Annotated in this window: 16 protein-coding genes and 5 pseudogenes; 7 read left to right on the top strand and 14 right to left on the bottom strand. The window is 63.9% G+C overall.

The window, feature by feature from the left end:
- Nucleotides 1–7 precede the first annotated feature (7 nt).
- The 3 genes from GFS60_RS35305 to GFS60_RS35295 form a co-directional block, all read right to left on the bottom strand.
- Nucleotides 8–1,072, bottom strand: coding sequence for an IS630 family transposase (locus tag GFS60_RS35305; RefSeq protein WP_054249008.1), 1,065 nt, complete (start codon nt 1,070–1,072; stop codon nt 8–10).
- A 62-nt stretch (nt 1,073–1,134) separates the two neighbouring features.
- On the bottom strand, nt 1,135–1,947 hold the full coding sequence (hcaB, locus tag GFS60_RS35300) for a 3-(cis-5,6-dihydroxycyclohexa-1,3-dien-1-yl)propanoate dehydrogenase (RefSeq protein WP_054248952.1): 813 nt from the start codon (nt 1,945–1,947) through the stop codon (nt 1,135–1,137).
- A 32-nt stretch (nt 1,948–1,979) separates the two neighbouring features.
- Complete coding sequence (locus tag GFS60_RS35295; protein WP_054248953.1) at nt 1,980–3,251, bottom strand: NAD(P)/FAD-dependent oxidoreductase; 1,272 nt, start codon at nt 3,249–3,251, stop codon at nt 1,980–1,982.
- A gap of 752 nt (nt 3,252–4,003) precedes the next feature.
- On the opposite strand from GFS60_RS35295, the gene GFS60_RS35285 reads away from it, so the two are divergent.
- Together GFS60_RS35285 and GFS60_RS35280 are read left to right on the top strand one after the other, a co-directional pair.
- Nucleotides 4,004–5,170, top strand: a complete 1,167-nt coding sequence (locus tag GFS60_RS35285; protein ID WP_328799865.1) for a DDE-type integrase/transposase/recombinase — start codon at nt 4,004–4,006, stop codon at nt 5,168–5,170.
- Nucleotides 5,171–5,662: 492 nt separating this feature from the next.
- Nucleotides 5,663–6,572, top strand: a protein-coding gene (locus tag GFS60_RS35280; protein WP_442972225.1) for an IS5 family transposase whose coding sequence is annotated in 2 segments (ribosomal slippage) — nt 5,663–6,013 and nt 6,015–6,572 — 909 coding nt in all. Because the reading frame shifts where the segments join, the coding sequence is not laid out codon by codon here.
- A 953-nt stretch (nt 6,573–7,525) separates the two neighbouring features.
- On the opposite strand, the gene GFS60_RS35270 is transcribed toward GFS60_RS35280, so the two are convergent.
- The 5 genes and pseudogenes from GFS60_RS35270 to GFS60_RS35255 all read right to left on the bottom strand — a co-directional run bounded on the left by GFS60_RS35270 (nt 7,526) and on the right by GFS60_RS35255 (nt 14,924).
- Entirely contained in the window at nt 7,526–8,155 is a 630-nt protein-coding gene (locus GFS60_RS35270; protein WP_054248763.1) for a response regulator transcription factor, read from the bottom strand.
- Nucleotides 8,152–12,930, bottom strand: coding sequence for an AAA family ATPase (locus tag GFS60_RS35265; protein ID WP_159929479.1), 4,779 nt, complete (start codon nt 12,928–12,930; stop codon nt 8,152–8,154). The genes GFS60_RS35270 and GFS60_RS35265 overlap by 4 nt, the downstream gene beginning before the upstream one ends.
- A 141-nt stretch (nt 12,931–13,071) precedes the next feature.
- Nucleotides 13,072–13,179, bottom strand: a pseudogene (locus GFS60_RS39600) (transposase); the annotation flags it as partial.
- A gap of 333 nt (nt 13,180–13,512) precedes the next feature.
- Nucleotides 13,513–14,379, bottom strand: coding sequence for a DDE-type integrase/transposase/recombinase (locus GFS60_RS35260; protein WP_236603685.1), 867 nt, complete (start codon nt 14,377–14,379; stop codon nt 13,513–13,515).
- Between the two features lie 131 nt (nt 14,380–14,510).
- Nucleotides 14,511–14,924 (bottom strand): transposase, encoded by a 414-nt coding sequence (locus GFS60_RS35255; RefSeq protein WP_063786658.1) that lies wholly within the window; start codon nt 14,922–14,924, stop codon nt 14,511–14,513.
- Nucleotides 14,925–15,135: 211 nt separating this feature from the next.
- Here GFS60_RS35255 and GFS60_RS35250 point away from each other — a divergent pair.
- Nucleotides 15,136–15,870, top strand: a pseudogene (locus GFS60_RS35250) (transposase); the annotation flags it as partial.
- A 20-nt stretch (nt 15,871–15,890) separates the two neighbouring features.
- Here GFS60_RS35250 and GFS60_RS38845 read toward each other — a convergent pair.
- Entirely contained in the window at nt 15,891–16,151 is a 261-nt protein-coding gene (locus GFS60_RS38845; protein ID WP_201453710.1) for a hypothetical protein, read from the bottom strand.
- Nucleotides 16,152–16,756: 605 nt separating this feature from the next.
- Here GFS60_RS38845 and GFS60_RS35245 point away from each other — a divergent pair.
- On the top strand, nt 16,757–17,152 hold the full coding sequence (locus tag GFS60_RS35245) for an SCP2 sterol-binding domain-containing protein (protein WP_054248832.1): 396 nt from the start codon (nt 16,757–16,759) through the stop codon (nt 17,150–17,152).
- Nucleotides 17,153–18,194: 1,042 nt separating this feature from the next.
- The gene (locus tag GFS60_RS35240; RefSeq protein ID WP_159929205.1) at nt 18,195–18,506 is read left to right on the top strand and encodes a hypothetical protein; all 312 of its coding nucleotides are present in this window, start codon (nt 18,195–18,197) and stop codon (nt 18,504–18,506) included.
- 386 nt (nt 18,507–18,892) lie between these two features.
- Here the strand turns inward: GFS60_RS35240 and GFS60_RS35235 are convergent.
- The 4 genes and pseudogenes from GFS60_RS35235 to GFS60_RS39590 all read right to left on the bottom strand — a co-directional run.
- Nucleotides 18,893–19,211: pseudogene (locus GFS60_RS35235) on the bottom strand (IS5/IS1182 family transposase); the annotation flags it as partial.
- Between the two features lie 65 nt (nt 19,212–19,276).
- Nucleotides 19,277–19,459: pseudogene (locus GFS60_RS40545) on the bottom strand (IS1634 family transposase); the annotation flags it as partial.
- Between the two features lie 198 nt (nt 19,460–19,657).
- Complete coding sequence (locus tag GFS60_RS39595; protein WP_063786642.1) at nt 19,658–20,416, bottom strand: transposase; 759 nt, start codon at nt 20,414–20,416, stop codon at nt 19,658–19,660.
- Entirely contained in the window at nt 20,394–21,299 is a 906-nt protein-coding gene (locus GFS60_RS39590; RefSeq protein WP_063786643.1) for a transposase, read from the bottom strand. The genes GFS60_RS39595 and GFS60_RS39590 overlap by 23 nt, the downstream gene beginning before the upstream one ends.
- 148 nt (nt 21,300–21,447) lie before the next feature.
- Between GFS60_RS39590 and GFS60_RS35225 the strand changes: the two genes are divergently transcribed.
- Nucleotides 21,448–22,357 (top strand): IS5 family transposase gene (locus tag GFS60_RS35225; RefSeq protein ID WP_255284983.1). Its coding sequence is split into 2 segments (ribosomal slippage): nt 21,448–21,798 and nt 21,800–22,357, totalling 909 coding nucleotides; the frame shifts between segments, so codons are not numbered across the junction.
- A gap of 199 nt (nt 22,358–22,556) precedes the next feature.
- Nucleotides 22,557–23,770, top strand: a pseudogene (locus GFS60_RS35220) (IS4 family transposase).
- On the opposite strand, the gene GFS60_RS35215 reads toward GFS60_RS35220, so the two are convergent.
- On the bottom strand, nt 23,765–25,024 hold the full coding sequence (locus tag GFS60_RS35215) for an ISL3 family transposase (protein ID WP_054248223.1): 1,260 nt from the start codon (nt 25,022–25,024) through the stop codon (nt 23,765–23,767). The pseudogene GFS60_RS35220 and the gene GFS60_RS35215 sit on opposite strands and share 6 nt — an antisense overlap.
- Between the last annotated feature and the right edge of the window lie 34 nt (nt 25,025–25,058).

Below are 25,058 nucleotides of genomic sequence, written 5' to 3'. Positions count from 1 at the left end.
TACGACACTAGTGGTCTGTTGTTGAAGTATCTTGACGGTTGGCCTTGGTAAGGACTTGGTCGGCGGTCTTGGTCCAGACGAACGGCGCGCAGCGGGTGTTCCATCCGTTGATGAAGGCGCGGATCTTGGTGGTCAGATCCTTGACGGAACCGAAGGTTCCGCGGTGGATGGCCTGACGTTCGATGATCCCGAACCACACCTCCACCAGGTTCATCCACGATGCCGAGGTGGGCGTGAAATGCACATGGATACGGGGATGTTCGGCCAGCCACGCCCGGACTTCAGCCTTCTTGTGAGTGGCGTAGTTGTCCATCACCAGATGCAGCTCCCGCTCCGGGTAGGCGCGGGCGAGGTGTGTGAGGAAGACGAGGAACTCCTGATGACGATGCCTCGGTTTGCACAGCCCGGTGACCTTCCCGGTAGCGGTGTCCAGGGCTGCGAACAGGGTGGAGGTGCCGTGTCGGACATAGTCGTGGGTGCGTTTCTCGGCCGAACCGATCCGCATCGGCAGCATCGGTGCCGTCCGGTCCAGGGCCTGGATCTGCGACTTCTCGTCCACGCACAGCACGATCGCGTTGTCGGGCGGATTCAAGTACAGCCTGACGATGTCGGTGACCTTGGCGACCAGCTCCGGGTCGGTAGAGAACTTGAACGTCTCACTGCGCCAAGGCTTGACACCGTACTCGCGCCATGCCGCCGCGACCGTGGTGTTACTGATCTTCAATCGGCCGGCGAGCAACCGGCTGCTCCAGTGCGTCACCCCAAGATTCTTCGGCGGCGGAGCCAACGTCGCGGTCACAATCGCGGCGTGGTCGACCTTCCGAGGCCGCCCCGACCGCAACTCGTCCTCGAGCCCCGCGGTCCCGAACTGCTCATAACGCGAACGCCACAGGATCACCGTCGGCCGCGAGACCCCGACCGTCCGCGCGATCTGCGCATTCGACTCCCCCTCTGCCGCCAACACCATCATCCGCGCCCGCTGCGCCAAATCCGCACGCACCGACTTCGACCGCGCCAACGGGGTCAGCACTTCCCGATCTCCGTCACGCAACACCAAAGGAGCAGCTCGCATGCCTCATTGTCTCAAACAAGACCGTCAAATCACTTACCCCACGCCGCACTAGTTGTCAGGCACTAAAGGTCATTTCCGCCTGCGGTTTCGGCGAGGCCGCGTACGCCCATTCCGCCGTCACAGTTGATGATCGCACCAGTCGCGGTTCGTGAATTATCCTTCGAGGCGAGCAGGACGTAGTGCCCAGTGTAATCCGCGGGCTCACAGAGTTCCTGCAGTACCGTGCACTGCTTGATCAGATCTGCGAGCGGGAGGGACGAGACGTTCGTTTCGCCGAGTCCGATCGATCCTGGCCCGCGCAGATCCGTGGCCATGGCACCAGGGGCCACTCCGTTTACTCGGATTTTGGGGGCGAATTCGAAGGCCAGTTCCTTGATCAGACCCACGACCGCGTGCTTCGAGGCCGTGTACAGCGGCCCGCCGCCACCTGGGTAGAAACCGGCGTTGGACACCGTGAAGACGATCGAACCACCTGTGAGTGCAAGCTCCTTGACTGCCGCTTTCGCCCCGTTCAGATAGCCCTTGACGTTGATGTGGAACATCTCGTCGAAGAGCGGGTCCAGTCTGTCCTCCGGGATGTCGACCAGCTTTGTCGAAAAGTCCCAGATCGCCGCGTTACCCACGAAGGTGTCGAGGCGGCCGAACTGTCGTACCGTTTCTCGCACGACCGAAGCGTTGTCCTCGTACTTGCTCACGTCGCCCTCGACAGCGACGACATTCTCGCCGAAATCAGCCGCAAGCTTCTTGACCTTCTCCGCCGACCTCTCCAGGACTCCTACTTTTGCGCCCTCCTCGATGAATCGCTCAACCAGCGCCCTACCCAGGCCCGATCCGCCACCGGTGATAACCGCAACGTTGCCTTCTAGCCAACCCATCTCGTACCTCTCATCTCACTCATTTGTGACCGTCATGCGGTCTTTTCATGCCTTGCCGCGTCGGTATCGCTGAGGGCGGCACATAAGTCGACCGACTCATCCCGAATTGTGTCGTTTGTGAATAGGGGCCCCTGCTCGAGCGCTCGACGCACAGCTCTCAACTCACGTCGCCGGTTCACCACTACCGCACCCTGCACGCGTCCATGCGTCGAGAAGATCCACAGCGCACCGTCGGTACTACCTGGGACTCCTCGACGGATGACCTGCATATCTGGTCCGGGTCGGCCGGCGATTTCCCACTGATTTCCGTATTGCTTGGTCCAGGCCCACGGAATGTCGTCATAGGGTTCAATGTCGCGGTCACCGTGACCAAGCATCCCTTCAACAGCCTTCGCGGCCTGGAGCTGCGCGTTCTGCCAGTGTTCGACTCGGATACTGCGGCCGAACGTCGGGCTCGGAAAACGCGCCAGGTCCCCGGCCGCATAGATTCCAGGAACCGATGTGCGGCTCAACCCATCAACGAGAATGCCGTTATCTACGGTGATCCCGACGTCGGTTGCCAAGTCAACCACCGGTTCAGATCCGATCCCGACCACGACTGCGCCTGCGGGCAGGACAGTTCCGTCGCTGAGCTCCACCGACTCCACACGATCCCGTCCACGAATAGCCTGAAGCGGCGACCGTGCCCGGACGTCAACACCGTTGGAGCGGTGCTGGTCGAGTATCCATCCGGATGCTTCCGCACCGAGTACCGGCATTGGTAGATCCCCGGCCATGAGCAGCGTGACGTCGGCGCCCTGCTCAGCGAGGGTCGATGCGACCTCCGAACCGATGAACCCCTCGCCAACAACCACCACCGGTACGCCGCGCCCGATGACGATCTGCAGGGCCCAAGCGTCCTCCAGATCGTGGAGGTAGTGGACCCCGGGTAAGGTCCCGCCGGGCACGCCCACCGGTCGCGGACGCACTCCCATGCACAGCAGAACGCGGTCCGCGCCGACACGCTCGCCGCCTTCCAGCTCAACTGCACCATCGGCAGGACACAGCCGGATCGCCCGCCGCCCAAGGAGCAACTCGATATCCTTCTCCTCGTATGTCTCCCGAGAATGCACCAGAAGCCGATCCTCTGGCATTTCCCCGCCCAAGAACTCCTTGGAGAGCGGGGGGCGCTCGTACGGCAGATGTTCCTCGGCGCCGATCAGGCAGACGCGACCGGAGAATCCCTGGTCACGAAGAGCGGTTACCGCGGTTGCCCCTGCCATGCCTCCGCCGACGACAGCTACTGAATCGAATGATCCCGTCATCACACACTCCTGGTTCTGGCGTCGGCCCGTCCGACACAACTCACTCCTATAAGCACGATCTCGGCGCTGTCCTGCACTTCAACGGCGCGGGGACGCTCAGGCTTCGCAACGGGGCAGCGGGATGGCTTCCCGTCCGGAGGTCGAAATAGGAAATGTGCCGTGGATAATCCACTGCCTTCCAGTCCAATCCCTAATTTTGAAGCGTCTATCAAATCACGGATATCGGCTCCCAATTTGGCCCTCCTTCGAGCCGTGCGCTGAGGATCTCCTATCCGTCTTCCGCCTTTGCCGTGGCGCTGGTTTGACCAGTGTGGGCTTGGTCCCAATCCCGGACATCCGTAAAAAATACGGGAATACCCACGCATCAAAGTCAGTCCACCGGGTACTCCAACTCGCCCACAGTGGACCCGCTCGGAACTACAGCCGCAACGTGCGGGCAAGGTAGTTCGCACCGCGAGGAACAACCCGTGCGGTCACCACTGCACCTCCCTCCCCCTCTCTAATGAGTGTTAGCGGGTCGGCTTTCTGGCAGGCTTGCTACCGGTAGCGGCCGGTGGGTGAGCACTTTCCCTCTCTGGACTTCGAGTCCTGTTGACAGATCGGCGCCCCCACCGGTCGGCCGGGAGGATGGATCGCTGATGGGATGTCGTGCCCGCTCGCTATTCGGCGTGAGCACTGCTTCATTAGAGCGCGAATGGTTCTCCCGCACGCTGCCGGACGTGACCGACACCGAGGACGGGAGAAACAGGGTGTTGCTATTTGTGGGAGACGATTGGGCGGAGGACCATCACGATGTCGAGCTGATGGACCCGGCCGGCAGCAGGCTGGCCAAAGCGAGGCTGCCCGAGGGCATGGCCGGGATCGCCCGGCTGCATGCGATGATCGGCGCGCAACTCGGTGACGACGTCGACGAAGCCCTGAGCGGCACGTTCACCGAGCTGCGGGAGGCATCGATCCCGATCCGCCGCTCCTGCCAGCTGCTCGGCCGAGCACGCGCCACCCACTACCGGCATCAGCAACCACCGATCCTGGGCCCCAAGAAGCCCCGGGCGGTGCCGGACAACGGTCAGGCGCTGACCGCCGCGGAGCGGGCCCAGGTGCTCACCGTCATCAACAGCGCCCAGTACGCGGACCTCGCGATCTGCCAGATCTGGGCCCGCGAACTCGATGAGGGGAACTACCGGTGCTCGATGTCGAGTATGTACCGCATCGCCGCCGCCGCAGGTCAGAGTCGGGAACGGCGCCGGTTGGCGACCCATTCGGCGAAGGTCAAACCCGAACTCCTCGCCGACGGGCCGTCGCAGGTGTGGACCTGGGACATCACCAAGCTCCGCGGCCCCGGCAAAGGGGTCTGGTATCACCTGTACGTGTTGATCGACATCTACTCGAGGTACAACCCGGCCTGGATCGTTGCGCCTGGCGAAAGCGCTGATCTTGCGAAGGACTTCATCGACGAGGCCATCGCTCGTAACGGCGCTGTCCCGCATACCGTGCACGCCGACCGCGGCACGTCCATGACCTCCGGCCCGGTGTCGGCGCTGCTGACCAACCTCGGGATCACCCGGTCTCACTCGCGGCCGCGGGTCTCGAACGACAATCCGTTCTCGGAGGCCCAGTTCAAGACCCTCAAGTATCTCCACGATTTCCCGAAATCCTTTGCATCCCTGGCTGATGCTCGCGAATTCCTGGAAGGATTCTTCAACGAATACAATCACATTCATCATCACTCGGGAATCGCCTGGCACACTCCGGCCTCGGTCCACTTCGGCACCTCGCCGGCGATCGACGAGGCCCGGCAGGTCACCTTGACCGCGGCCTACGCCACGAATCCGGCGCGATTCTCCCGCCGGCCGACACCACCGAAAATGCCGACCATCTCCTACATCAACGAACCCGTACCGGAACCGCAGAAAAACTGATCACCACTGTCTCACTTGACTTGACGAATTCCGCACCGACCATTTGGCTACCGGGGACCCGGTGATCAGTGTCGACACCAAGAAGAAGGGGTGTGCGCCACGATGCGCCTTGTCATATTCCCAGTTCAGTTGGGAGGAATTCGGAGGAACTATTCCTGGGTCTGATGGCTTACCTGGATCCGAAAGGAGAAGGGAACCGTAGCATGCCATTGAAGCAGCGACCGTGTCCAGGTATCAGGAACGGGGTGCTGCGGGACCCGAGCGACATGGTGAAAGCGAAACTGCCTGAACCCCAATCCCCAGCAGACGCAACTTCTCGTCCGTCGGAAATGTACCTGAAACCGGCGCCGCACCGTGTATCGGAGTCAGCTCTTATCCGATACAGCCTCCGTGGTGCGGAGCGATTCCCAATGAGGGAATTCAACGGGATGAACGGGGCACCTAGGGCGTGTCTCCCAATGATTTGGGGTGTTGTGCTGCAGACTCTTCGCTGTGGCAGACGTTGTTAATCGGTTTGAGGTGTTGACGGACAAGCAGTGGGAGTTGCTTGCGCTGCTGTTGCCCAGTTCGGATGGGCTGCGGGGGCGGAAGTTCCAGAACAGCCGGCTCGTGGTGGAGGGGATGCTCTACCGGCTGCGTACCGGGCTCCCGTGGCGGGATCTACCTGCGCATTTCGGCCCCTGGAAGACGGTGTGGAAACGGCACCGACGCTACGCCGGGGATGGAACGTGGGATCGGGTACTCATAGCCCTGGCGGCGATGGCCGATGCCGGTGGCGACCTGGATTGGGCGGTGTCGGTGGATTCCACCGTGGTGCGGGTGCACCAGCACGGCGCCAACGCCGCGCGTGACACAGGGGGATCTACCGAATTACACGAATCTGCTTGACGAACCGGGCGATCACGGCATCGGCCGGTCCCGCGGCGGGCTGACCTGCAAAGTCCACCTGGCGTGCGATGGCGACGGACGTCCCTTGTCGGTGCTGGTGGGTCCTGGCCAGGCAGGCGACAGCCCGATGTTCGGCCCGCTCCTGGAGGGCATCTGCGTGCCGCGCATCGGTGGCGGCGCACCCCGCACGCGCCCGGACGAGGTCCGTGCCGACAAGGCGTACACATCCAAGGCCAATCGAGAACTGCTACGCAGCAAGGGCATCAAGGCGGTCATTCCCGAGAAGTCCGATCAGGTGGCCAACCGCAAGAACAAGGGCAGCGCGGGCGGTCGGCCACCGAACTTCGATGCCGAGTCGTACAAGGGCCGCAACGTGGTGGAAAGGGCCTTCAACAAGGCAAAACAGTGGCGAGCGGTGGCAACCCGGTATGACAAGCTTGCGCTGACTTACCGGGCTGGATTCCTTCTCGCCGGCATCGTCGAATGGCTCAAACTATTGGGAGACATGCCCTAAGCCTCGATGCACCGATTCGCATGAGTGCCTGTGGGTGTCATAACGGCGAAATGCCCTGTCGTAGTGGAAGAATAAGACGTCTCGAGGGTCGGATTCAGCCACACCGAAGGGCATTTCGTAGATGGTGCGACACGAGGTCGCATGCGTCAAGTGGCGCGTTGATTGGAGGTCGGCGGTGTTGTCGATGACGTAGCCCGGGTTTGTGTTCGATGGCCCGTCCCCACCTTGACGTGCGTCGCTGGTAACGGCGGGGTGCGAAGCTCAGGGGTAGAAGCCGAAGCGGTCCTGGATCCATCCCGGGGCGGCAGGTGAGGGGAAGGCCGGACGGGTGAACGTGAGTGAACCGCCGAAACGTCTCGTCAAGATGAGCCTCGGATAGATGGAAGCTTGGGCCGGGGTAAGGGCTCGCCGTTGAGAAGCGGCAGACGGCAGAAAGCCGACCCGCTAACACTCATTAGAGAGGGGTGGCCTGTAGCCCCGCTCGCGCAGCAATCGGCGCGTCACGATATCGCTGACCCGTGGCCCTTGTCCCCCAACGCCTTGGTCAGGGCGCGGATCGACTTGGAAGTCCACCGCAACGGCGACATCGGATCGCCCCTCTGGTCACAGGATCGATCAACGACTCGAACGCCGCCACCAACATCTCGTCGTGGACCTCGGCTCGTTTGCGGTGCCACCACCGGCCCGACGCGACCTCCCGGCACCGGGATGAATCCCGGCATCGGCTTCCTTGTGGCCCCGGCGAACAGTGTCCGCCGCGACCCCGGTCGCCTCGGCCACCACAGCGACGCCCGCCGACCCCAACTCCGTCGCCTCCGCGCCCAACCACAATCGCCGCTGGAACTCCGACAATGAGGTCGCATCACCTCCTACCGCCGCGCCACCGACTCAGCCGCCATAGCACAACCGTAACGCCCCCAACACCAAAAACGACGTTAATTGATCACAAGCCCTTAGTCGAGAAGGCCTGCGTCCCGGGCCACTCGGGCCAACTCGGCGCGGGTGCGGATCAGCAGCTTGCGTTGAATGCTGGCTCGGTGGCTCTCGACGGTGCGCGGAGAGACCGTCAGTTCCTGCGCGATCTCGGTGTTGGTGAGGCCGGATGCGATCAGCTTCATCACCTCGAGTTCCCTTGAAGACAGAGAGTCGATATTGGCCTCGAGGACGCTTTCGTTGCCGCCCGGTTCTGTGGTGTCGGCTCGAAACGAGACAAATCCTTCTTCCTTCATCACGGCGTAGAGGACAGCCACGAGCTCCTCGTCCAGGCATTCCTTCGTGATGTACCCTCGCGCACCCCGCGTCTTCGCCTTCTCGACGTACCCCCTGGCGCCGTACATGCTGAGCATCACGACACGGGTCTCGGGCGAGATGGCTGAAATCTGCTCCAACAGGTCGAGGCCGTTCCAGTCGGACAGTCGGATGTCGAGCACCACCAGTTCCGGCGCGAAGTCTCGCACTGCTTGCAGGAGAAGTTCTCCGGTCGGTGCGGACGCCACCAGGTGAAAGTCCGTCGTGGTCTCGAGGATCCTCCGGATCCCGGACCGGATAATGCCATGGTCGTCACACACCACAACGCTGATCATCGTCTGATCGGCACCTCCACCATTATCGTCGTACCTTGTCCTGGTCGGGACTCGACGGACAACCGTCCGCCTACCAGCCGGGCCCGTTCCCGCATTCCAATCAACCCCAGCGACCTGCGCTGTCCGACCAGGTCGAGGTCGAATCCAGTCCCGTTGTCCTCGACCACGGCCCGCAGGGTGTCTGCCGAGGACACGATCATGACACTCGCCTCCCCGGCGCGACTGTGTCGGCTGATATTGGTCAGTGCTTCCTGCACGATACGAAAGACTGCGGTCGTGACCGCCGGCGGAACGGATATCGGCTGTCCCGTTGCGGCGAGTTCGATGCGGATCGGGTAGATCTGCCGGCAATCTTCCACGTACTGCTCGATGCAGCCGGTGAGCCCTAGATCGTCGAGCCCCGAGGGCCGCAATGACCACGCGACGGTCCGGGCCACCTGTATCCCTTGGCGGGCGATCGTGCGGACATCGGTCGCAGTCCGGCGTGTGGTGGCGTCTTCGGAGTTCTGTAGAGCACTGAGCCCCTCCATCACGCCCGCGAAGATGTGGCCGAACTCGTCGTGCAGATCACGTGCGATTCTCCCGCGCTCGGCCTCCTGCACTTCCACTATCCGTTCCATGGACGCTCGCCGAAGGCCCTCCCGCTCGATGACGGCGCCTGCCAGCGCGGCCAGCACCTCCATTGTCGGCCCGTGGTGCTCGCTCTCACCGAGGGGAAAGGCCGCGACGACCGCGGTTTCTGTGACGTCGTTCCCGACGATCGGCTTGGTGATGCGCTCCGTCAACTTCATTTCGCGGGCCTCGCCGGCCGCCGCCGAATCCCCGAGCATCGACGCTGGAGACGCGTTCGGAACTCTGATCTCATCGACGCTCACAGGTGTATGGCGCGAGATCTCGACTCGGCGCGCGGTGGTCGTCGCGAAAATTGCGTCTCGGAGCCTGTCGAGAACCTCGTCGATGTCTTCGGAGGCGACGATGCTGCTCACAGCGTCGAGCAGGGCCTGGTGCTGGGGTGAGCCCCTGCCGATGAGTGCGTCTCGCGAGTGCACCGACTCGACGATCCCGCGATCCACCCGGATACCCAGCGGTCGGCACAGTTCGGTCACCGGCGCCAGCGCACCAAGCGGCCCTCGTCGGGGTGTGAGCCCCACCAGTGTGGCGACCAGGGCGCATGCGGCGAGTTCGCCTTGCGCCGAGTATCGGAATGCGCTGCGAGATGCTGCGGCCAAGATCATGCGGCCGCGCCACTTGTGTCCCAGCGAAAACGACATCAACGCCCATTCCCGCAGAACCGCGGGCCGCTCGCCCCAGAAGACGATGGCCGACCACCGGGCACGGGTGAGCTGCCGTCGGACGGCCTTGGCCTGGAGCCGGCGTTTCTCCGTCCACCAGGCAGGTGCGGCGTCATGCGAGACGCGAAGGACCTGCAGGTGCGCGGTCAGGATCGGTGCGAGGAAATGATTCCTGATGCCCGAACCGCGGATCAGCTCGTCTGCCTGCCGAAACGCGTCCACAGCCTGCACGTCCCGCTCCGCGTGGAAAAGTCGCCAGGCCCGCGCCGCATGCAACATCGCCATCGTGTGGCGGTCGCCCGAATTCGTCTGCCGCAGTTCACGAGAGAGCGTCTCCATGCTCACGTCATCCGGCAGGCACCAGACCCAGATCGCGAGGGCGGTCCCCGCGCCGATCCGATCGCCTCTTCGCTTGCCCTCCCAGTAGGTGTCACGCGCAAGCACTCCCGCATCGTGAAGTTTCCCTTGTCGAGCCAGACACAGCGCCTTCTGCCACATCGCGGCTACCTGTTCCCAACGATCCCCGACAATGTCGAAGGCGGCGATTGCGGTGTCGAACGCCGCGATCGCCTCGTCGTACCGGTTGGCAGTGTAAAGAACGAATCCCCGGAAATGGTGCGACTGGGCGATGCCCCAGCCTTCGTCCGCCGTCTGGCGCAGTCGCAGCGAGCGGTCGGCGAGGCGCAACGCCAGCGGCGCAAGGACGGGGGCTACACCGGAAATCACGGCAGCGGTGGAGTATGCCTGTGCCCGCTCACGCGTGCTTCCTGCGGCATTCGCGAAACGCACGCCACGGAGGATGGCCAATACCAGCCAGATCGGTGACCTGACGAACCACCATTCGTATAGCAGCCGGTTGTGGATGCGGGCGGCCAGGCGGTCACGCTCTGTTCCGGCTCGGCCCGGCCGGATTTGGCGAGAGAGCCAACCAAGGGCAAGCAGACCCACCTCGCCGACCGCGAATACGGCGGCGAGCATGGAACTCCGGGGCAAGCGAAGCCCGATGTCGTGCATGCTCTGTCGCATCCACTCCGCGGCATCATCGAATCGGCCCGTCTTGAAGGCGAGTTCGCCGAGCAGAGTGGCAACCCGTGAAGAGTCGAGTCCCGAGCGCGCACGGGTCAGCTCGTATGCCCACGCCAGTTCCTTCGCGGCCAGATCGTAGTTCCCGAGGAGCATGTGGACTGTGCCGAGTCCTTCGTGAACACGGAATCTCGCGGTGTCGTCGGCAGACTCGCACAGGGCCAGTCCCGCTTCAGCGATCTTGAAGTTGCCCTCCGCGACGTCGAGCGCATTGTGCCTCAGTCCCGCCTCGCCCGCACGCAGGGCGTACGGCACTGCAGATGCGGCTCGGCCGGAGCGGTCGAAGTGATACGCGATGTCGTAGTCGGCCTGAACCGCAGGGACGCCTTCGAGTGCCTGTGCGGCGCGCAGATGCAGCTCGCGCCGGGCGTCGTCGGTCAAGGTTCTCAGCACGGCTTCGCGGAGCCGATCGTGCGTGAATTCGAACTCGGCGGGGCCGCCTTCCGCGATGCCGCGCACGATTCCATGCTGGGTTGCCTCCAGGAGGAGCTGATCGATGTTCGTGGGGCTCGCCGCCAGTGCCGCGTACAGAAGCCTGGACGAGAACCGGCGTCCCAGCACCGCGCCCTGACGTATCGCCCGCTGTGTGTCCGGCGACAATAGGCTCAGCCGTGACGAGACGAGCACACTGTCCCGCCCCGACGCGGCGTCGGAATCCCGGGATTGCGACGGCAGCGGGAATGACGCCATCCTGTTCTCGTCCATCACCCATCGACCCGACTCGCGCGTCAAGGCCGACGAGTCGACGAGTGCCTGGAAGACTAGCATGGTTTCGAGCGGATTGCCGTTGGAGTACTTGATGACATAGGGGATGATCTCGTCGGGGATATGGTCACCGATCGACCGGATCAATTTCTCCGTATCGGCCGCGGACAACGGCTGAAGGTCGAGAAACTCGATATCACTGATTCCCCAGGCCCTCACTTGCGCAACAGCTTCCGTTCGGCACGAACAGATCAACGACACGTTCGACGGGGATCGCGTTTCCTCCATCGATATCGTCGAAGCCAGTTTGGCGAGCACCTGCCAGCTGAGATCGTCGGCCCACTGACAGTCGTCGACCACGATCAGTCCGGGTTGTTCCTTGGTGAAGACGGAGCGAAGAAGTCGGGCGACGGCAGTCGGGGCGGCGGCCACCGCGTGATCGCCGAATCCGCCGTCGGAGTTCTTCGCCGCGGGTGGATCGCCGAATGCTGCGGTCAGCTCCGGTATCTGTTCGAGTGCTGCCGGAAGTAGCTCACCCATTTCTCCGCGCACCCGCTCGGCCTCGCGCGGGTGCGCGGTCAAGCAGGCGACCACGTCGCGGAACGCGCCGGCGAACAGGCCGAGCGGACGGGCCGCCGCGTGGTCGAACGCGCCGGCACGCATCACGGTCACCCCGGCCGTCGAGGCGTGCGTGGCGACGGCGTCGAGCAGGCGGCTCTTGCCGACTCCTGACTCACCGCTCAGGCATGTGACCGCGCCGGACGATCGGCTCGCGCCGTCGGCACATGCGGTGAGGGTGGCGAGTTCGTCGTGCCTGCCTACCAGCGGCAGCTCCACGTAGGCGAATGATCCGTCGGGTCGGGGCGGCGCGGCAGCAGACGCGAGAGCGTTCTCCCCACCGCCGGTCGCGACCACCGCCTCGAGCGCTGCGAGCACCTCGTCGGCGGTTTCGTAGCGGATCGCTGCCCGTGGGCTCAGCAGCTTGAGAAATATCGGGCGCAGCGTAGCCGGGAGGCCGACGATATCGACCAGGTGTGACAGCTCTGCGTGGGTACCGATGCGAGGGTTCGCCCCACGCAACGCGCTGGCCGTCCGATTTCCCTCCGCGGTCGACTCGAGGAGTACCCAACCCGCTGCGAAGATGTCGGCCGTGAAGCCCCCCGTCGGGTGTGCGAGTCCGGGACTTTCCGGAAGCAGATATCGACCTTCCGGCCCCTCGACGGGATGGGTCACGGCAGCCAGTTGAGTCCGCGTCATGCTGGCGTCGAGGAGAACGAGCTGATTGGTGCCCTCCGCGAGCATGATATTCGCTGGCTTCACCCCGCCGTGAGCGATCCCCATTCGGTGCAGACGAGCCAGTGCGTAGAACAGACTGCACATCAGCTTGAGCTGGACGTCGATCGATTGGGGTGACTCCTGCGCAGACCATTCTCGAATGTCGCGACCGGCGATGAACGGGCGGACGAGATCGACGTGGTCGGGTCCTTTGTGTGCAATCTGGGTGGGGATGACGTGTGGCAGCCGCGCCCTACGCATGGCCTCCAACTCACCAGCGAGCCAGTGCCAACTCCATGGGCCCGTCATCGACAGATCCACCCGCCGGACAACCACACGTTCACGGGTCTCGCCCGACAGGGCCAGAATCGTCGTGATGCCCGGACTCTGCCGCAGCACCCTGACGGTGTCGATTTTTATTTCCATGTCATTCCATACGTCATCGGCTCACTGCCTGTCCAGTCTGCCCAACCACCCCGGACTCGCGCCACGCGGCTCCGAACGCCTCAGTGCGGGGGGCGGGATTCCGACACCGTGGCCACCGACAGCTACCCTTGGGGAGAGTTTCTTGAAGCAGGTGAGTGCGGCGGCGAAGTGAAGGAAGCCGGCGAAGTGTTCCCCGTGACGTTCGTAGCGGATGGTCAGGCGTCGGTAGCCGGTGAGCCAGGCGGAATGGGTCGGCCGCGCGGCGAGGTGTCTGGTGAAGCAGATCCTCTTCCTATTAAATATCCCTAGAGTTCGCTGAGGTCTCTGCTGGCTATGTAGTCTCAGGACCTGGGGTTACTCCCTGGGTTTGGGGTGGATTTGTCGGGTTTGGGGTGGATTTGTCAATTGAGGGTATCTCAGGATTCCTGAAGGTCTATCGTTGCTGTTGCTGGTCTTGTTGGATCAGTGAAGTCGAGGGGGCCCAGGTTGAGTCTGGCAGTGGTGCGGGATCTGCGTGAGGCACGTGTCGCAGCGGGGTCAGGCCGGAATTCGTCAAGTCAAGTGAGACAGTGGTGATCAGTTTTTCTGCGGTTCCGGTACGGGTTCGTTGATGTAGGAGATGGTCGGCATTTTCGGTGGTGTCGGCCGGCGGGAGAATCGCGCCGGATTCGTGGCGTAGGCCGCGGTCAAGGTGACCTGCCGGGCCTCGTCGATCGCCGGCGAGGTGCCGAAGTGGACCGAGGCCGGAGTGTGCCAGGCGATTCCCGAGTGATGATGAATGTGATTGTATTCGTTGAAGAATCCTTCCAGGAATTCGCGAGCATCAGCCAGGGATGCAAAGGATTTCGGGAAATCGTGGAGATACTTGAGGGTCTTGAACTGGGCCTCCGAGAACGGATTGTCGTTCGAGACCCGCGGCCGCGAGTGAGACCGGGTGATCCCGAGGTTGGTCAGCAGCGCCGACACCGGGCCGGAGGTCATGGACGTGCCGCGGTCGGCGTGCACGGTATGCGGGACAGCGCCGTTACGAGCGATGGCCTCGTCGATGAAGTCCTTCGCAAGATCAGCGCTTTCGCCAGGCGCAACGATCCAGGCCGGGTTGTACCTCGAGTAGATGTCGATCAACACGTACAGGTGATACCAGACCCCTTTGCCGGGGCCGCGGAGCTTGGTGATGTCCCAGGTCCACACCTGCGACGGCCCGTCGGCGAGGAGTTCGGGTTTGACCTTCGCCGAATGGGTCGCCAACCGGCACCGTTCCCGACTCTGACCTGCGGCGGCGGCGATGCGGTACATACTCGACATCGAGCACCGGTAGTTCCCCTCATCGAGTTCGCGGGCCCAGATCTGGCAGATCGCGAGGTCCGCGTACTGGGCGCTGTTGATGACGGTGAGCACCTGGGCCCGCTCCGCGGCGGTCAGCGCCTGACCGTTGTCCGGCACCGCCCGGGGCTTCTTGGGGCCCAGGATCGGTGGTTGCTGATGCCGGTAGTGGGTGGCGCGTGCTCGGCCGAGCAGCTGGCAGGAGCGGCGGATCGGGATCGATGCCTCCCGCAGCTCGGTGAACGTGCCGCTCAGGGCTTCGTCGACGATGGCGGTGTGCCCGTGCTCTCGGAGATGGACTCCAAGAACACATGAAGTTTTCCCATGATCTCCAGCGCCGCCTCCGCCTGCGTCAGCTGCTTGGCCAGGCGTGCGTTCTCCCGGGCCAGGCGTGCGTTCTCCCGGCGCGTGGCCGCCTCCCCGTCGGTGTGGGATCGGGGTTGTGTCTTGCCGGCCGCCTTCGCGTTGCGGGTCAGGGTCCATTCCCGGAGCTGGGACTGATGCAAGCCCTCCCGGCGCAGGACCGCCGACTTCTCTCCGTGTGCGGCCTTGTTGTACTCGTCGATGATCTTGTTGCGGTACTCCGCGGTGAAGGTCCGGCGGGTCGGCTTCGGGGCCGGATCCACCGGCTCACCGTCCGGGATCGTAGAGGTAGGGCTGCTCACAGGTGATGCTCCATTCAAGCCCTCATTGAGTGATCTCGGGTCAGCCCGAGTGTCTCATCACAGCCTGACAGAGATCCCAGGAGCTTAGATGTCAAGCAGCAACCTTTTCGGTGCGATGGGACCAGGCGGTGGCTTCGTCGTAGGTGGTGCGGGTTTTGAGACAGCCGTGCAGGATTCCGACGAGCCGGTTGGCGAGTTGGCGCAGCGCGGGGTTGCGGTCTGTCCCGCCCTCGAACGGGTCGCGCAGGTGTCGACGGACCGGGGCTGGGTGGTGGTGCTGCTCTCGCGCTACCAGAACCCAAAAGCGATCCGCCGGAGCGGAGTGAGCAGGCTCGCGAAGATCCTCGCCGATGCCGGGGTGCGCAACGCCACGACCATCGCCGAAGCTGCCGTCGCAGCGGGGAAGTCCCAAACGGTGCGTCTGCCCGGCGAGGACGTCGCCGCCACGCCGGTTGCCGAGCTGGCGCAGGGGGTGATCACCCTCGATGAGCGCATCAAAACCGCGGATGCTGCGATCGAGGAACGATTTCGCCGACACCCTCTGGCCGAAGCGATCGTGAGTTTGCCCGGCATGGGCTTCCGACTCGGAGCCGAGTTCCTCGCCGCTGTCGGCGATCCCGCCCTGATCGGTTCGGCAGACCAACTCGCCGCCTGGGCCGGACTGGCACCGGTCTCGCGTGATTCCGGCAAACGCACCGGGCGCCTGCACACCCCTCGCCGCTACAGTCGTCGGCTGCGCCGGGTCATGTACATGTCCGCGCTCACCGCGATCCGCTGCGACCCCACCTCCCGTACCTATTACCAACGCAAACGAGACCAAGGCAAACGCCCCATCCAGGCAACCATCTGTCTGGCACGCCGCCGTACCGACGTCCTCCACGCCCTCATCCGAGACAACCGAACCTGGCAACCCGACTCACCCCCCAACGTCACAGCAGCGGCTTGACACGATCATTGAGAGTCCTTTCATCCGCCGTCGGTGTTGTCGGTGATCGGCAGCTGGGTTCGGCCGGTGGGCATCGGCCCGATGTGGCTTTCCGCCAGATCAGGGTGCGTTCGTATTCCGTGCGCCCGGTGCTGTCGAAGAGGTGCGCGTAACGCAGACTCATTTTGCTCGAGACGTGAGCGGGCCTTGTCCACCGGCGGCTTCGACATCCCGAAATCGGGTTTGACCGGCTGCGCAGGGTCTACCTCGAACAACCCGCCATCATCGAGATCATCAGGCACGCCCCATCATCTCGCGTATCCGGCCATCACCGGGAACACCCCGCCCGGCGTGTTACTGACCCACGCTCCTAGCCTGCGGCGCAGCACTCTGCGCATTCCGCCAACCTCTCGGCACCGGTGCTGGCGAGCCTGCTCGGACTGTCCGTCGCCGCGACCACCTGGTGAACAATGATCGCGATGTCAGACCCCTCCCTTACCCTCGCGGGTAACAGCCACGAACGGGTGAGGAGGACCGGCGATGATTACCGCCGTCATCGGCAATCTCTGCCGCTTCCGGGGATGCCCTCCCCTGCTCCCGCACCTGCGGGACGAACGGCGTGTCCTGATTGGTCAGCCACAGCCAATCCGCATCCCCGAATGGCTTTGGCGCTTCTTGCTCGACGATCCCGCGGTGGTCGCCGGCTTCGAAGCGAAACAGTGTTGTCTGATCCGATCAGAGGTGGACCGTTTCCGTACTTTTCCCGGATGCCCGGGCGTTGTGACAAACGTCAAACTTAGCCGAGCCGCACGACATCAAGCCCGTCTGCGCGGACACTTACCGCTATCGAGCAGCTGCGGAAACTCGACACGGACCTGATGGGAACTTTTCAAGGAGGTATAGCTTAATGACCAAGCAGTTGCTTTCCGAAGAATGGATCAAAGAGTACGGCGAGCTGTGGAACGCGACACCGGAGACGACTGAGGGAACTTCAGATCTCACAGTCACAATCGTTTATCGGGTGGCCGAGGATACCGATAATCGTCGGGCACAGATTAATGTTAAGAATGGGGAAGTGGTCTACGCGGGAGCTGTCCAGGAGGATAAGGAGCCCGATTTTACATTGACGGCAAAGCTGGACGTATGGCGTCAGTTCGCGGACGGTAAACTGCGCGCCCAAAAAGCTATCATGATGAAGAAACTCAAGTTCGACGGGCCACTCCTGGTCGCGTTGAGTCACCTTTCCGGGCTTGAGGCAGCGCTCTGGCTTTTCGGCCGAGTGACCGAGACCGAATGGAGCTGACTCCGCCGCTTGGCACTGAGCGTTGACGTCATTGGCCACCGACGATCCCTCGGCCCGATCCCGGCTAATCACCCACTGCGTCTTAAGTTATTTAATTATGACTCAAGCTCCTCACTCCTGCGCTGATTGTGCGGGCGCGGTCACGGTGATCTGACTATTCAGCTGGCCGCGACCCAAAAGAAGTCGGTGCAGTAGCTCAGTGGGCTGGATATGCAATCGTTGTCCTCGACGTAAGCAGTCGGCCAATGCATTTGGCGCGGTGCTGGTATTCGATCCGCCCAGTCCGGTGTACCCGGCTCGCAAAGCGAAGTTGCTCACCGCCCAAGGCGCAGCCGTGCCACAGCTGATGCGGTCCGCGCGGAGTACCTTTTGGCTGCTCGCTGGCACGGCCTAAACAGAGGATACACTTCCCCACCGAACACCACATCCACACCCACCGGTTGCCCGCCCAGGCACGTCGGAGTAACTTACCCCTGCCCGGTCGCGGCGCTCATTGGCCCAAACCGTTGCCAGCCGGACGCCCGTCGTGGCAACGGTACGTGATCTGCGAGGTGGCCTACGGCCACCTCGCAGTGCTGACTAAAACTGCACCACCCGACCCGATGGAGACAGGCGCTCTCGCGGTCGCCGGGCGCTGCTGGACAAGTTAGCGACCCCAGTCCCCCGCCCAAGGGTCCTAACTCGCCACCCAACCACGATGTCAAGGTGTGCCGCTACTGGCCCCGTGCTGGGCTAGCCCTTCCCGGGCACTACAGTTCACCACCGCCCTTGCGCACACGCACCAGAAGGTCAAGCTGATGTGCGACAGCGAGCTGGTTGGTCAACATGTCCAGCATCACGAGGATCGATGCCGTCCGGTCGAAATGATCCTCTGCCAGTGTTGCCCTGCCTTATTGCGCTCGACGCCGCTTGGGCTTACTCGTAGATCAATTGGAATTGTCCGGCCGAGTAAGGTCTGGCCAGCGGCCGAGGAGTTCGAATCTCCGTTGGGCGAGCGATTGCCCATATTCTCCGTCCAGCCGACCCAGGAACTCTGATTCTCATGCGCGCTCAAGATCACGATGCCGGCACCAAGACCTTCGGTACTGCGTGGATACGCCACTGGCTCAAACAGGTTGACGTTTTCGTAGAGGTGAACTCGCTGAGTCCCGATGACGGATGGGTGCTCCGATTCGCGATTCGATGGGCTCCGTTCGGCGGTGCAAGTCCAGCTGAAGTGTTCGTGCACTTTGGTGTCAGCCATGAACGATTCGTACAGCTGGTCCAGGAATCACTCGAACCGAAGCAGCGGGATCCCTCCAACGTTCGCGCACCGAAGCGCATGTTGAGCGATTTGCTGACGCAAGCTTGGTGAACCGGGCCGAGTGCACATCTCCAAAGTCGTCCTCGCAAGGAAGTGCGCCTGTAACCTGCCGCGGGGAATCGCGCGGTGTCACCGTCATTGAGAATAGTCCGGCAGTCGGATTCACAAAGAGCGGATTCGAGAGATGGTCATACGGTGCTCATCAGAATGACTATATGATCGGCGAATACGTCAGCTGTCAGCCGGAATACGCCCCGTCCGAGAAGTTCGGGCCCGCGTGTTCAGGCGGTGCTCGACCTCTCTCAGTACCTCGAGCGCATGCGCCGTCAGGTCGGTGCCCTTCGGGAAGTTCTGGCCAAGCCGTGGAAGATGCGCAGGCGTCAGCAGCCGATGTGCCAGGCGACGGTGTGTTCGATCCTCCGCCTGTACCGGCCGAGACGGACCTTGCCTGGTGTGGCGATGCGGTCCGCGCCGGGACTTCACCGCAGGGAATCGCATTCACCATCGGCTGCAGCACGTGCTGCCCCCCGGTATTCGCCGCCGACACGTCGACGCCAGCAGAATTCCACCAACCTGGACAGGACGGAGATTTCGATCCCTTCTTGCCGCGATCGACGGGGCTGGATCCGGTCATTCCGAATCGTCTGGATGCTCGACGCGACCCAGGATCGCTGCGGTCCAGTCGAGTTCGCCGGCGCTGCCGAGAAGGTCGAGCACTTCGCGATGCAGTGTCTCGAACACCCCGGCCGGCGCCCACGCGCCCGAGTTGCACCAGTTTTAGTGTGCCAACCCTGACCGGGGATTGTGGATTCGAATGAATCGAGAATGCTGACGGCGTCGTCGGTGAGTGGATCGAGGGCGGTGTGCTCCGTGACCGGCGATCGTGACGGTGAATTCCTGCAGCGGACACAGAGTGCGCACGATATCTTCCGGATCGACATCCCGGTCTCGTTCTGCAGATAGCACGAGATCGCCAACGCAGCGAACACGATGATCAGGTGCGCCTAGTAGGTGGCTGGTGTCGAACGGCTGTCTCTCGTGAGGGCCGGGCGCGTGGGCGGCGAGGAGCGAGTGGATCGGTGCTCGGATGACACACGCGATAGTTGGCCGGGCAGAGAGGATCGGCCGGTTGGACCGGCGATGACGCGCTCGGCGCCCGTGTCGGCTGCTGGACAGGGCTTTTCAGCGCCCCGTCTGGCCCATCAGGCCGCGGTTGTCCAGCCCCCGGCGGGCGTGCTGGCTACGGCGAGCACGCCGAGGCGCGCGAGGTTGACGGCTACGGCGAGTAAAGCGAAGTCGGCGGCAACCTTCGCTCTGCCGCGGACCCGGGCACGGCGTCCGCCGTGGTGACGGCGCATCAGATGACCGATCTTGCGTTCCACCTTCGGCCGGGTGGCCCGGTAGTCCGCGACCCAGTTCGGATGCTGTTGTCGTGCCCGGGCGTCGGACAGCTGCTGCTCGTATACCCCGACGTTGACGGTGCGTCCGACGGCGGACTTGGTGCACTGCTCACGCAGCGGGCACCCTGCGCAGGCCGCACCGAAGCGGGCGGCTCCGGACCCGTCCTTGCCGCGCCGGATCTGTGCGGTGTGTCCGGCCGGGCAAGTGACGGTGTCGGCCTGCAGGTCGATATCGAAACGGTCTTTGGCGAACATGCCGCCTGCGGCGACCGGCTGCTGGGTCTTGCACTTGTCCTCGATCCCGGCCCGCTCCAGCCGGTCATGCAACGGCCCGGTGCCGTAGGCGTTATCGCCGAACACACTCGCACCGCCCTCGCCGTGCGCACCGCCCTCGCCAGCTGCGCTGTGCTCGGTGTCGTCGCCGTGCTCGCTGCCCTCGGTGTCGTCGGCGTGTTCATCGAGCAGATCGGCGATCAGGTCGCAGGCTGCGCCGGCGTCCCCGGCGTTGCCCGCGCTGACGGTGGTGGCGGTGATCAGCTCACTGTCCGGGTCGATGCCCACATGCCCCTTGTAGCCGTCGAAGCCCCGCGCCGCGGTCTTGTGCCCGTGCCGGGCCTGGCGGGTCCACGGTGGAGATCACCCGGTCTTTCGCGACCCGCCGGGCGACCCGGAACACCCCCGCCTCATCCTGGTCCAGGTCCTGGCCGAGCACGGTGGCCAGCAGCTGTACGGCCTGCCTCAGCTCCTCGGACAGCGCGCGTCCGTCCAGCACCGCAAGCAATGCCATGCCGTCGGTGGCCAGCGCATCGACCATCTGCACCCGGGCGTCCGGGTCGTCGTAGTCACAGACCGGCTTACCCGCGGCGGTGTAGTCGTCGTCGCGGGCCGCCGCCGCCCGCAACTCGCCGGCCAGGGCGCTGTCGGCGCACCTGAGCAGCCCCCGGATCGCCGAACGGATCAAGGTGACGGTGTCCATCGTGGCCACCGCGTCATACAACGGCGTCGAGTCCAACACCCGTCTACGCCCGACCAGCCCCGCCGCCCTGCACACCTCCAGCACCGTATCGAAGATCCGGTTCGGCGCATCCGAGGCAGCCAGCCGGGCCCGCATGTCCACCAACACCGTGTGCACGAACCCCGGGTAGTCGAAATCCAGGCCCCCGGCCGCGTACTTCCACCGCGCATCGAAACAGAACCGGTCCACGGCCTCCCGATCGCTGCAGCCCTCGATCCGCTGCAGCACCATCACCGTCGCCACGATCATCGGCGGCACGCTGCGCCGGCCGACATCGGTGAACAGGTCCGCGAACATCTCATCCGGGAACAGTCGGTGGCACTCCCGATGCAACAACCCGTAGATCGACCCCGCCGCGACGCGCGCCTCACAGAACCCGATCGTGGACCGGAACAGATCCGCCTGCGTCGGCGTCAGCCCCAACGTCACGACTCACCCCAAGATCGATGCCCTTGCGCCATAAGGACATTCTCCCGGAAAGATCAACATCACCCGGGACCGCCACGCCGCGAAAAACACCAGCCACCTAGGGCGTGTCTCCCAATGATTTGGGGTGTTGTGCTGCAGACTCTTCGCTGTGGCAGACGTTGTTAATCGGTTTGAGGTGTTGACGGACAAGCAGTGGGAGTTGCTTGCGCTGCTGTTGCCCAGTTCGGATGGGCTGCGGGGGCGGAAGTTCCAGAACAGCCGGCTCGTGGTGGAGGGGATGCTCTACCGGCTGCGTACCGGGCTCCCGTGGCGGGATCTACCTGCGCATTTCGGCCCCTGGAAGACGGTGTGGAAACGGCACCGACGCTACGCCGGGGATGGAACGTGGGATCGGGTACTCATAGCCCTGGCGGCGATGGCCGATGCCGGTGGCGATCTGGATTGGGCGGTGTCGGTGGATTCCACCGTGGTGCGGGTGCACCAGCACGGCGCCAACGCCGCGCGTGACACAGGGGGATCTACCGAATTACACGAATCTGCTTGACGAACCGGTCGATCACGGCATCGGCCGGTCCCGCGGCGGGCTGACCTGCAAAGTCCACCTGGCGTGCGATGGCGACGGACGTCCCTTGTCGGTGCTGGTGGGTCCTGGCCAGGCAGGCGACAGCCCGATGTTCGGCCCGCTCCTGGAGGGCATCTGCGTGCCGCGCATCGGTGGCGGCGCACCCCGCACGCGCCCGGACGAGGTCCGTGCCGACAAGGCGTACACATCCAAGGCCAATCGAGAACTGCTACGCAGCAAGGGCATCAAGGCGGTCATTCCCGAGAAGTCCGATCAGGTGGCCAACCGCAAGAACAAGGGCAGCGCGGGCGGTCGGCCACCGAACTTCGATGCCGAGTCGTACAAGGGCCGCAACGTGGTGGAAAGGGCCTTCAACAAGGCAAAACAGTGGCGAGCGGTGGCAACCCGGTATGACAAGCTTGCGCTGACTTACCGGGCTGGATTCCTTCTCGCCGGCATCGTCGAATGGCTCAAACTATTGGGAGACATGCCCTAGATCGAATCCCGGGTGTGGCTGAAGATGGCCGGGCCCGCAGGTCGGTCTTCGACATCCGAAACGACTGCTCGACCTTCCACAAATCGTGATACTTATCGATTACCTCATGCGGATTCATCATGCTCACAGGAAGATTGGTGACGTAGCCCTTCTTAGCCCCAATACCGTTCAGTTAGTGGTGTTTGCGATACGATGAGGTGTGCCTCGGAGTGGATGGGTGAAGCCGGTCTCGGATCGGCGGTTGTCGGATGTGGTGTCGGTGGGGTTGTTGACCAGGGTATTTCCCGCGTCCCTGGTCGATGAGGTGATCGCGGAATGCGGGCGGACCGAGCAGCGCAGTAGGTCGTTGACCGCTCGCGTGACGGCGTATTTCTCGATCGGGATGGCATTGAATTCACAAGGCTCCTACGAGGAGGTCTTCGATCAGCTCACCGACGGTTTGTCGTGGGCGTCGGGATGGTCCCAGTCCTGGTCGCCGCCGACGAAATCGGCGATCTTCCAGGCTCGTTCACGTCTGGGATACGAACCGGTGCGGGAGTTGTTCCGCCGTGTCGCCCGACCTCTCGCCGACACGGATACACCCGGATCCTGGCTCGCCGGGCGCCGGTTGGTGGCCCTCGACGGGACCTGCCTCGACCTGCCCGACACCCCGGCCAACGCCGAGCATTTCGGGCGGCCCGCATCGAGCCGCGGCGAGAAGTCCGCGTTCCCGCAGGCACGGTTGGTGGCCCTCGCCGAATGCGGCACACACACGCGGTATTCGACGCCGGGATCGGACCGTGCCGCACCTCCGAGCGGGAGCTCGCCCACGAGCTGATGGACACCCTCGAACCCGGGATGCTGCTGCTCGCCGACCGCGGCCTCTACGGATTCGACATGTGGACCCGAGCCGCAGCCACCGGCGCCGACCTGCTGTGGAGGGTCAAATCGACCCTCTCACCTCGACACCTCGAGACCCTCGACGACGGATCCTGGCTGGCACAGATCATCCCCACCTCCGGAAAGAATCGGCAGCAGCGAACACCGCGCACGGTGCGCGTAATCGACTACACCCTCGACGACGGGCGGGGGAACCCCGAGCAGTATCGGCTGCTGACCACGATCCTCGACCCCGCCGACGCACCTGCAGAAGAGTTGGCGCTGGCCTACGCCCAGCGCTGGGAAATCGAGAACACCTTCGACGAACTCAAGACCCACCAGCGCGGACCACGCGCCGTGCTGCGGTCGAAATCCCCACCGCTGGTCGAGCAGGAAATCTGGGGGCACCTGTGCTGCCACTACGCCATCCGCACCCTGATGCGCGACGCCGCAACCGCCGGCAGTCACGACCCCGACCGGATCTCCTTCATCGCCGCCCTGCGGATCACCCGACGATCCCTGTCCCACAGCTCTTTTTCGGCTCTCCTGTCATGAATGTGGATGGGTTGCCGTGTGATATGGGAGGGTGAGGGTGACGGGTCCGCAGGCGAGCAGGATCAGCGCGAGGGCGTTCTCGGCGGTGTGGAATCCGTAGGCCCGGCGGATTATCAGCCGGACCTTGTTGTTCAGGCCCTCATGGCGTCCGTTTGCAAGTCTGCGGGCGATGGCCGCGAGGATGCCGTCGAGGTGCTTCCGGATGGTTTTGCCCACCTTGACGAACTGCGGTATGCGGCAACGCTGCGCCCACGAACACCAACGGCCGAGCATCGCGATCGTCTCCTCGTCGCCGAGATCGCCCGCGAAGACCGCGCGCAGGGCTTCCTTGAGTTCGTAGGCCCGTCCCAGTGCGCCGCCGTCGCGTTTGAGTGCCTCGAGCGTCGAAGCCTGTTTATCGGTGAGGTTTTCGGGATTCTTGAGCAGCGCCCACCGGGCGCCCCGGTACGTCTTCGCGATCTGCTTGTCCGACAGGGTGCGGGCGAGCTGCCACGCCTGGCGGCGCACGTCGTCGAGGGCGTCGGTCGCGAGTTTGACGACGTGGAACGGGTCGAAACAGATCGTCGCCTGCGGGGCGTGCTCGCGTACCGCCTTGACGTAGGCCGGTCCGAGGTCCATCGACACCGCCTCGATCCGCTGCGCCGCGCCCTCGGGCAGGGTGTCGGTGAAGAAGGTGCCGAGCGCGGCGGCGTTCTTGCCCTCGGTGCCCCAGACGATCTTGCCGGACTCGTGGTCGGAGACGAGGGTGAGGTACTTGTGGTGCCGGCGCCACGAAATCTCGTCCACCCCGATGTCGACCAGATTCGTGAACCGGTCCGGGGCAAGTTTGTCGGCGACCACCCGTGAACACATGGCCCCGACGGTGCGCCAGGTGACCCGGCAGAACACCGACACCGTGGACTTGTCGGTCCTGGTGGCCAGCCACACCGCGAGGTCCTCGAAGTCGGTCGTGAACCCGGAGCCGGGGCGGGCGAAGTCGACCGCCTCGGCGTGTACACCGTGCTCGGGGCACCGCAACCGCCGACGCCGCAGGGTGAGCACACACACCCGTCCGCCCAGGTCAAGATGCCGCCACGACGAGTCGACGTCCCGGGTGTCGTAGCGGTGCACGGTCGTGAAGGAGCAGTACGGGCACCGCATCCGGCGGCGTTGGGGACGCACCCTCACCACCACCCGCTCGTCGAGGATCTCGACGTCGCGGACGGTGGCCCTCGGTAGGCACAGCGGCCTGTTGAGTAGGGTTGAGGCGCGCACGGGCAAGCTCCTTTGGGCCGGTTGTGTAGGAACT

It is taken from the genome of Rhodococcus sp. WAY2 (genome assembly GCF_009859915.1).
Lineage (GTDB): Bacteria > Actinomycetota > Actinomycetes > Mycobacteriales > Mycobacteriaceae > Rhodococcus_F > Rhodococcus_F oxybenzonivorans.
The sequence above is the reverse complement of the archived record's forward strand: the minus strand, read 5'-3'. Positions and strand labels throughout refer to the sequence as shown.

What these genes read in the sequence shown, in the direction of transcription:
- GFS60_RS35270 (WP_054248763.1), bottom strand. Translation starts at nt 8,155, where the DNA reads ATGATCAGCGTTGTGGTGTGTGACGACCATGGCATTATCCGGTCCGGG.
- GFS60_RS35245 (WP_054248832.1), top strand. Translation starts at nt 16,757, where the DNA reads ATGACCAAGCAGTTGCTTTCCGAAGAATGGATCAAAGAGTACGGCGAG.
- GFS60_RS35240 (WP_159929205.1), top strand. Translation starts at nt 18,195, where the DNA reads ATGCGCGCTCAAGATCACGATGCCGGCACCAAGACCTTCGGTACTGCG.
- GFS60_RS35295 (WP_054248953.1), bottom strand. Translation starts at nt 3,251, where the DNA reads ATGACGGGATCATTCGATTCAGTAGCTGTCGTCGGCGGAGGCATGGCA.
- hcaB (WP_054248952.1), bottom strand. Translation starts at nt 1,947, where the DNA reads ATGGGTTGGCTAGAAGGCAACGTTGCGGTTATCACCGGTGGCGGATCG.
- GFS60_RS35305 (WP_054249008.1), bottom strand. Translation starts at nt 1,072, where the DNA reads ATGCGAGCTGCTCCTTTGGTGTTGCGTGACGGAGATCGGGAAGTGCTG.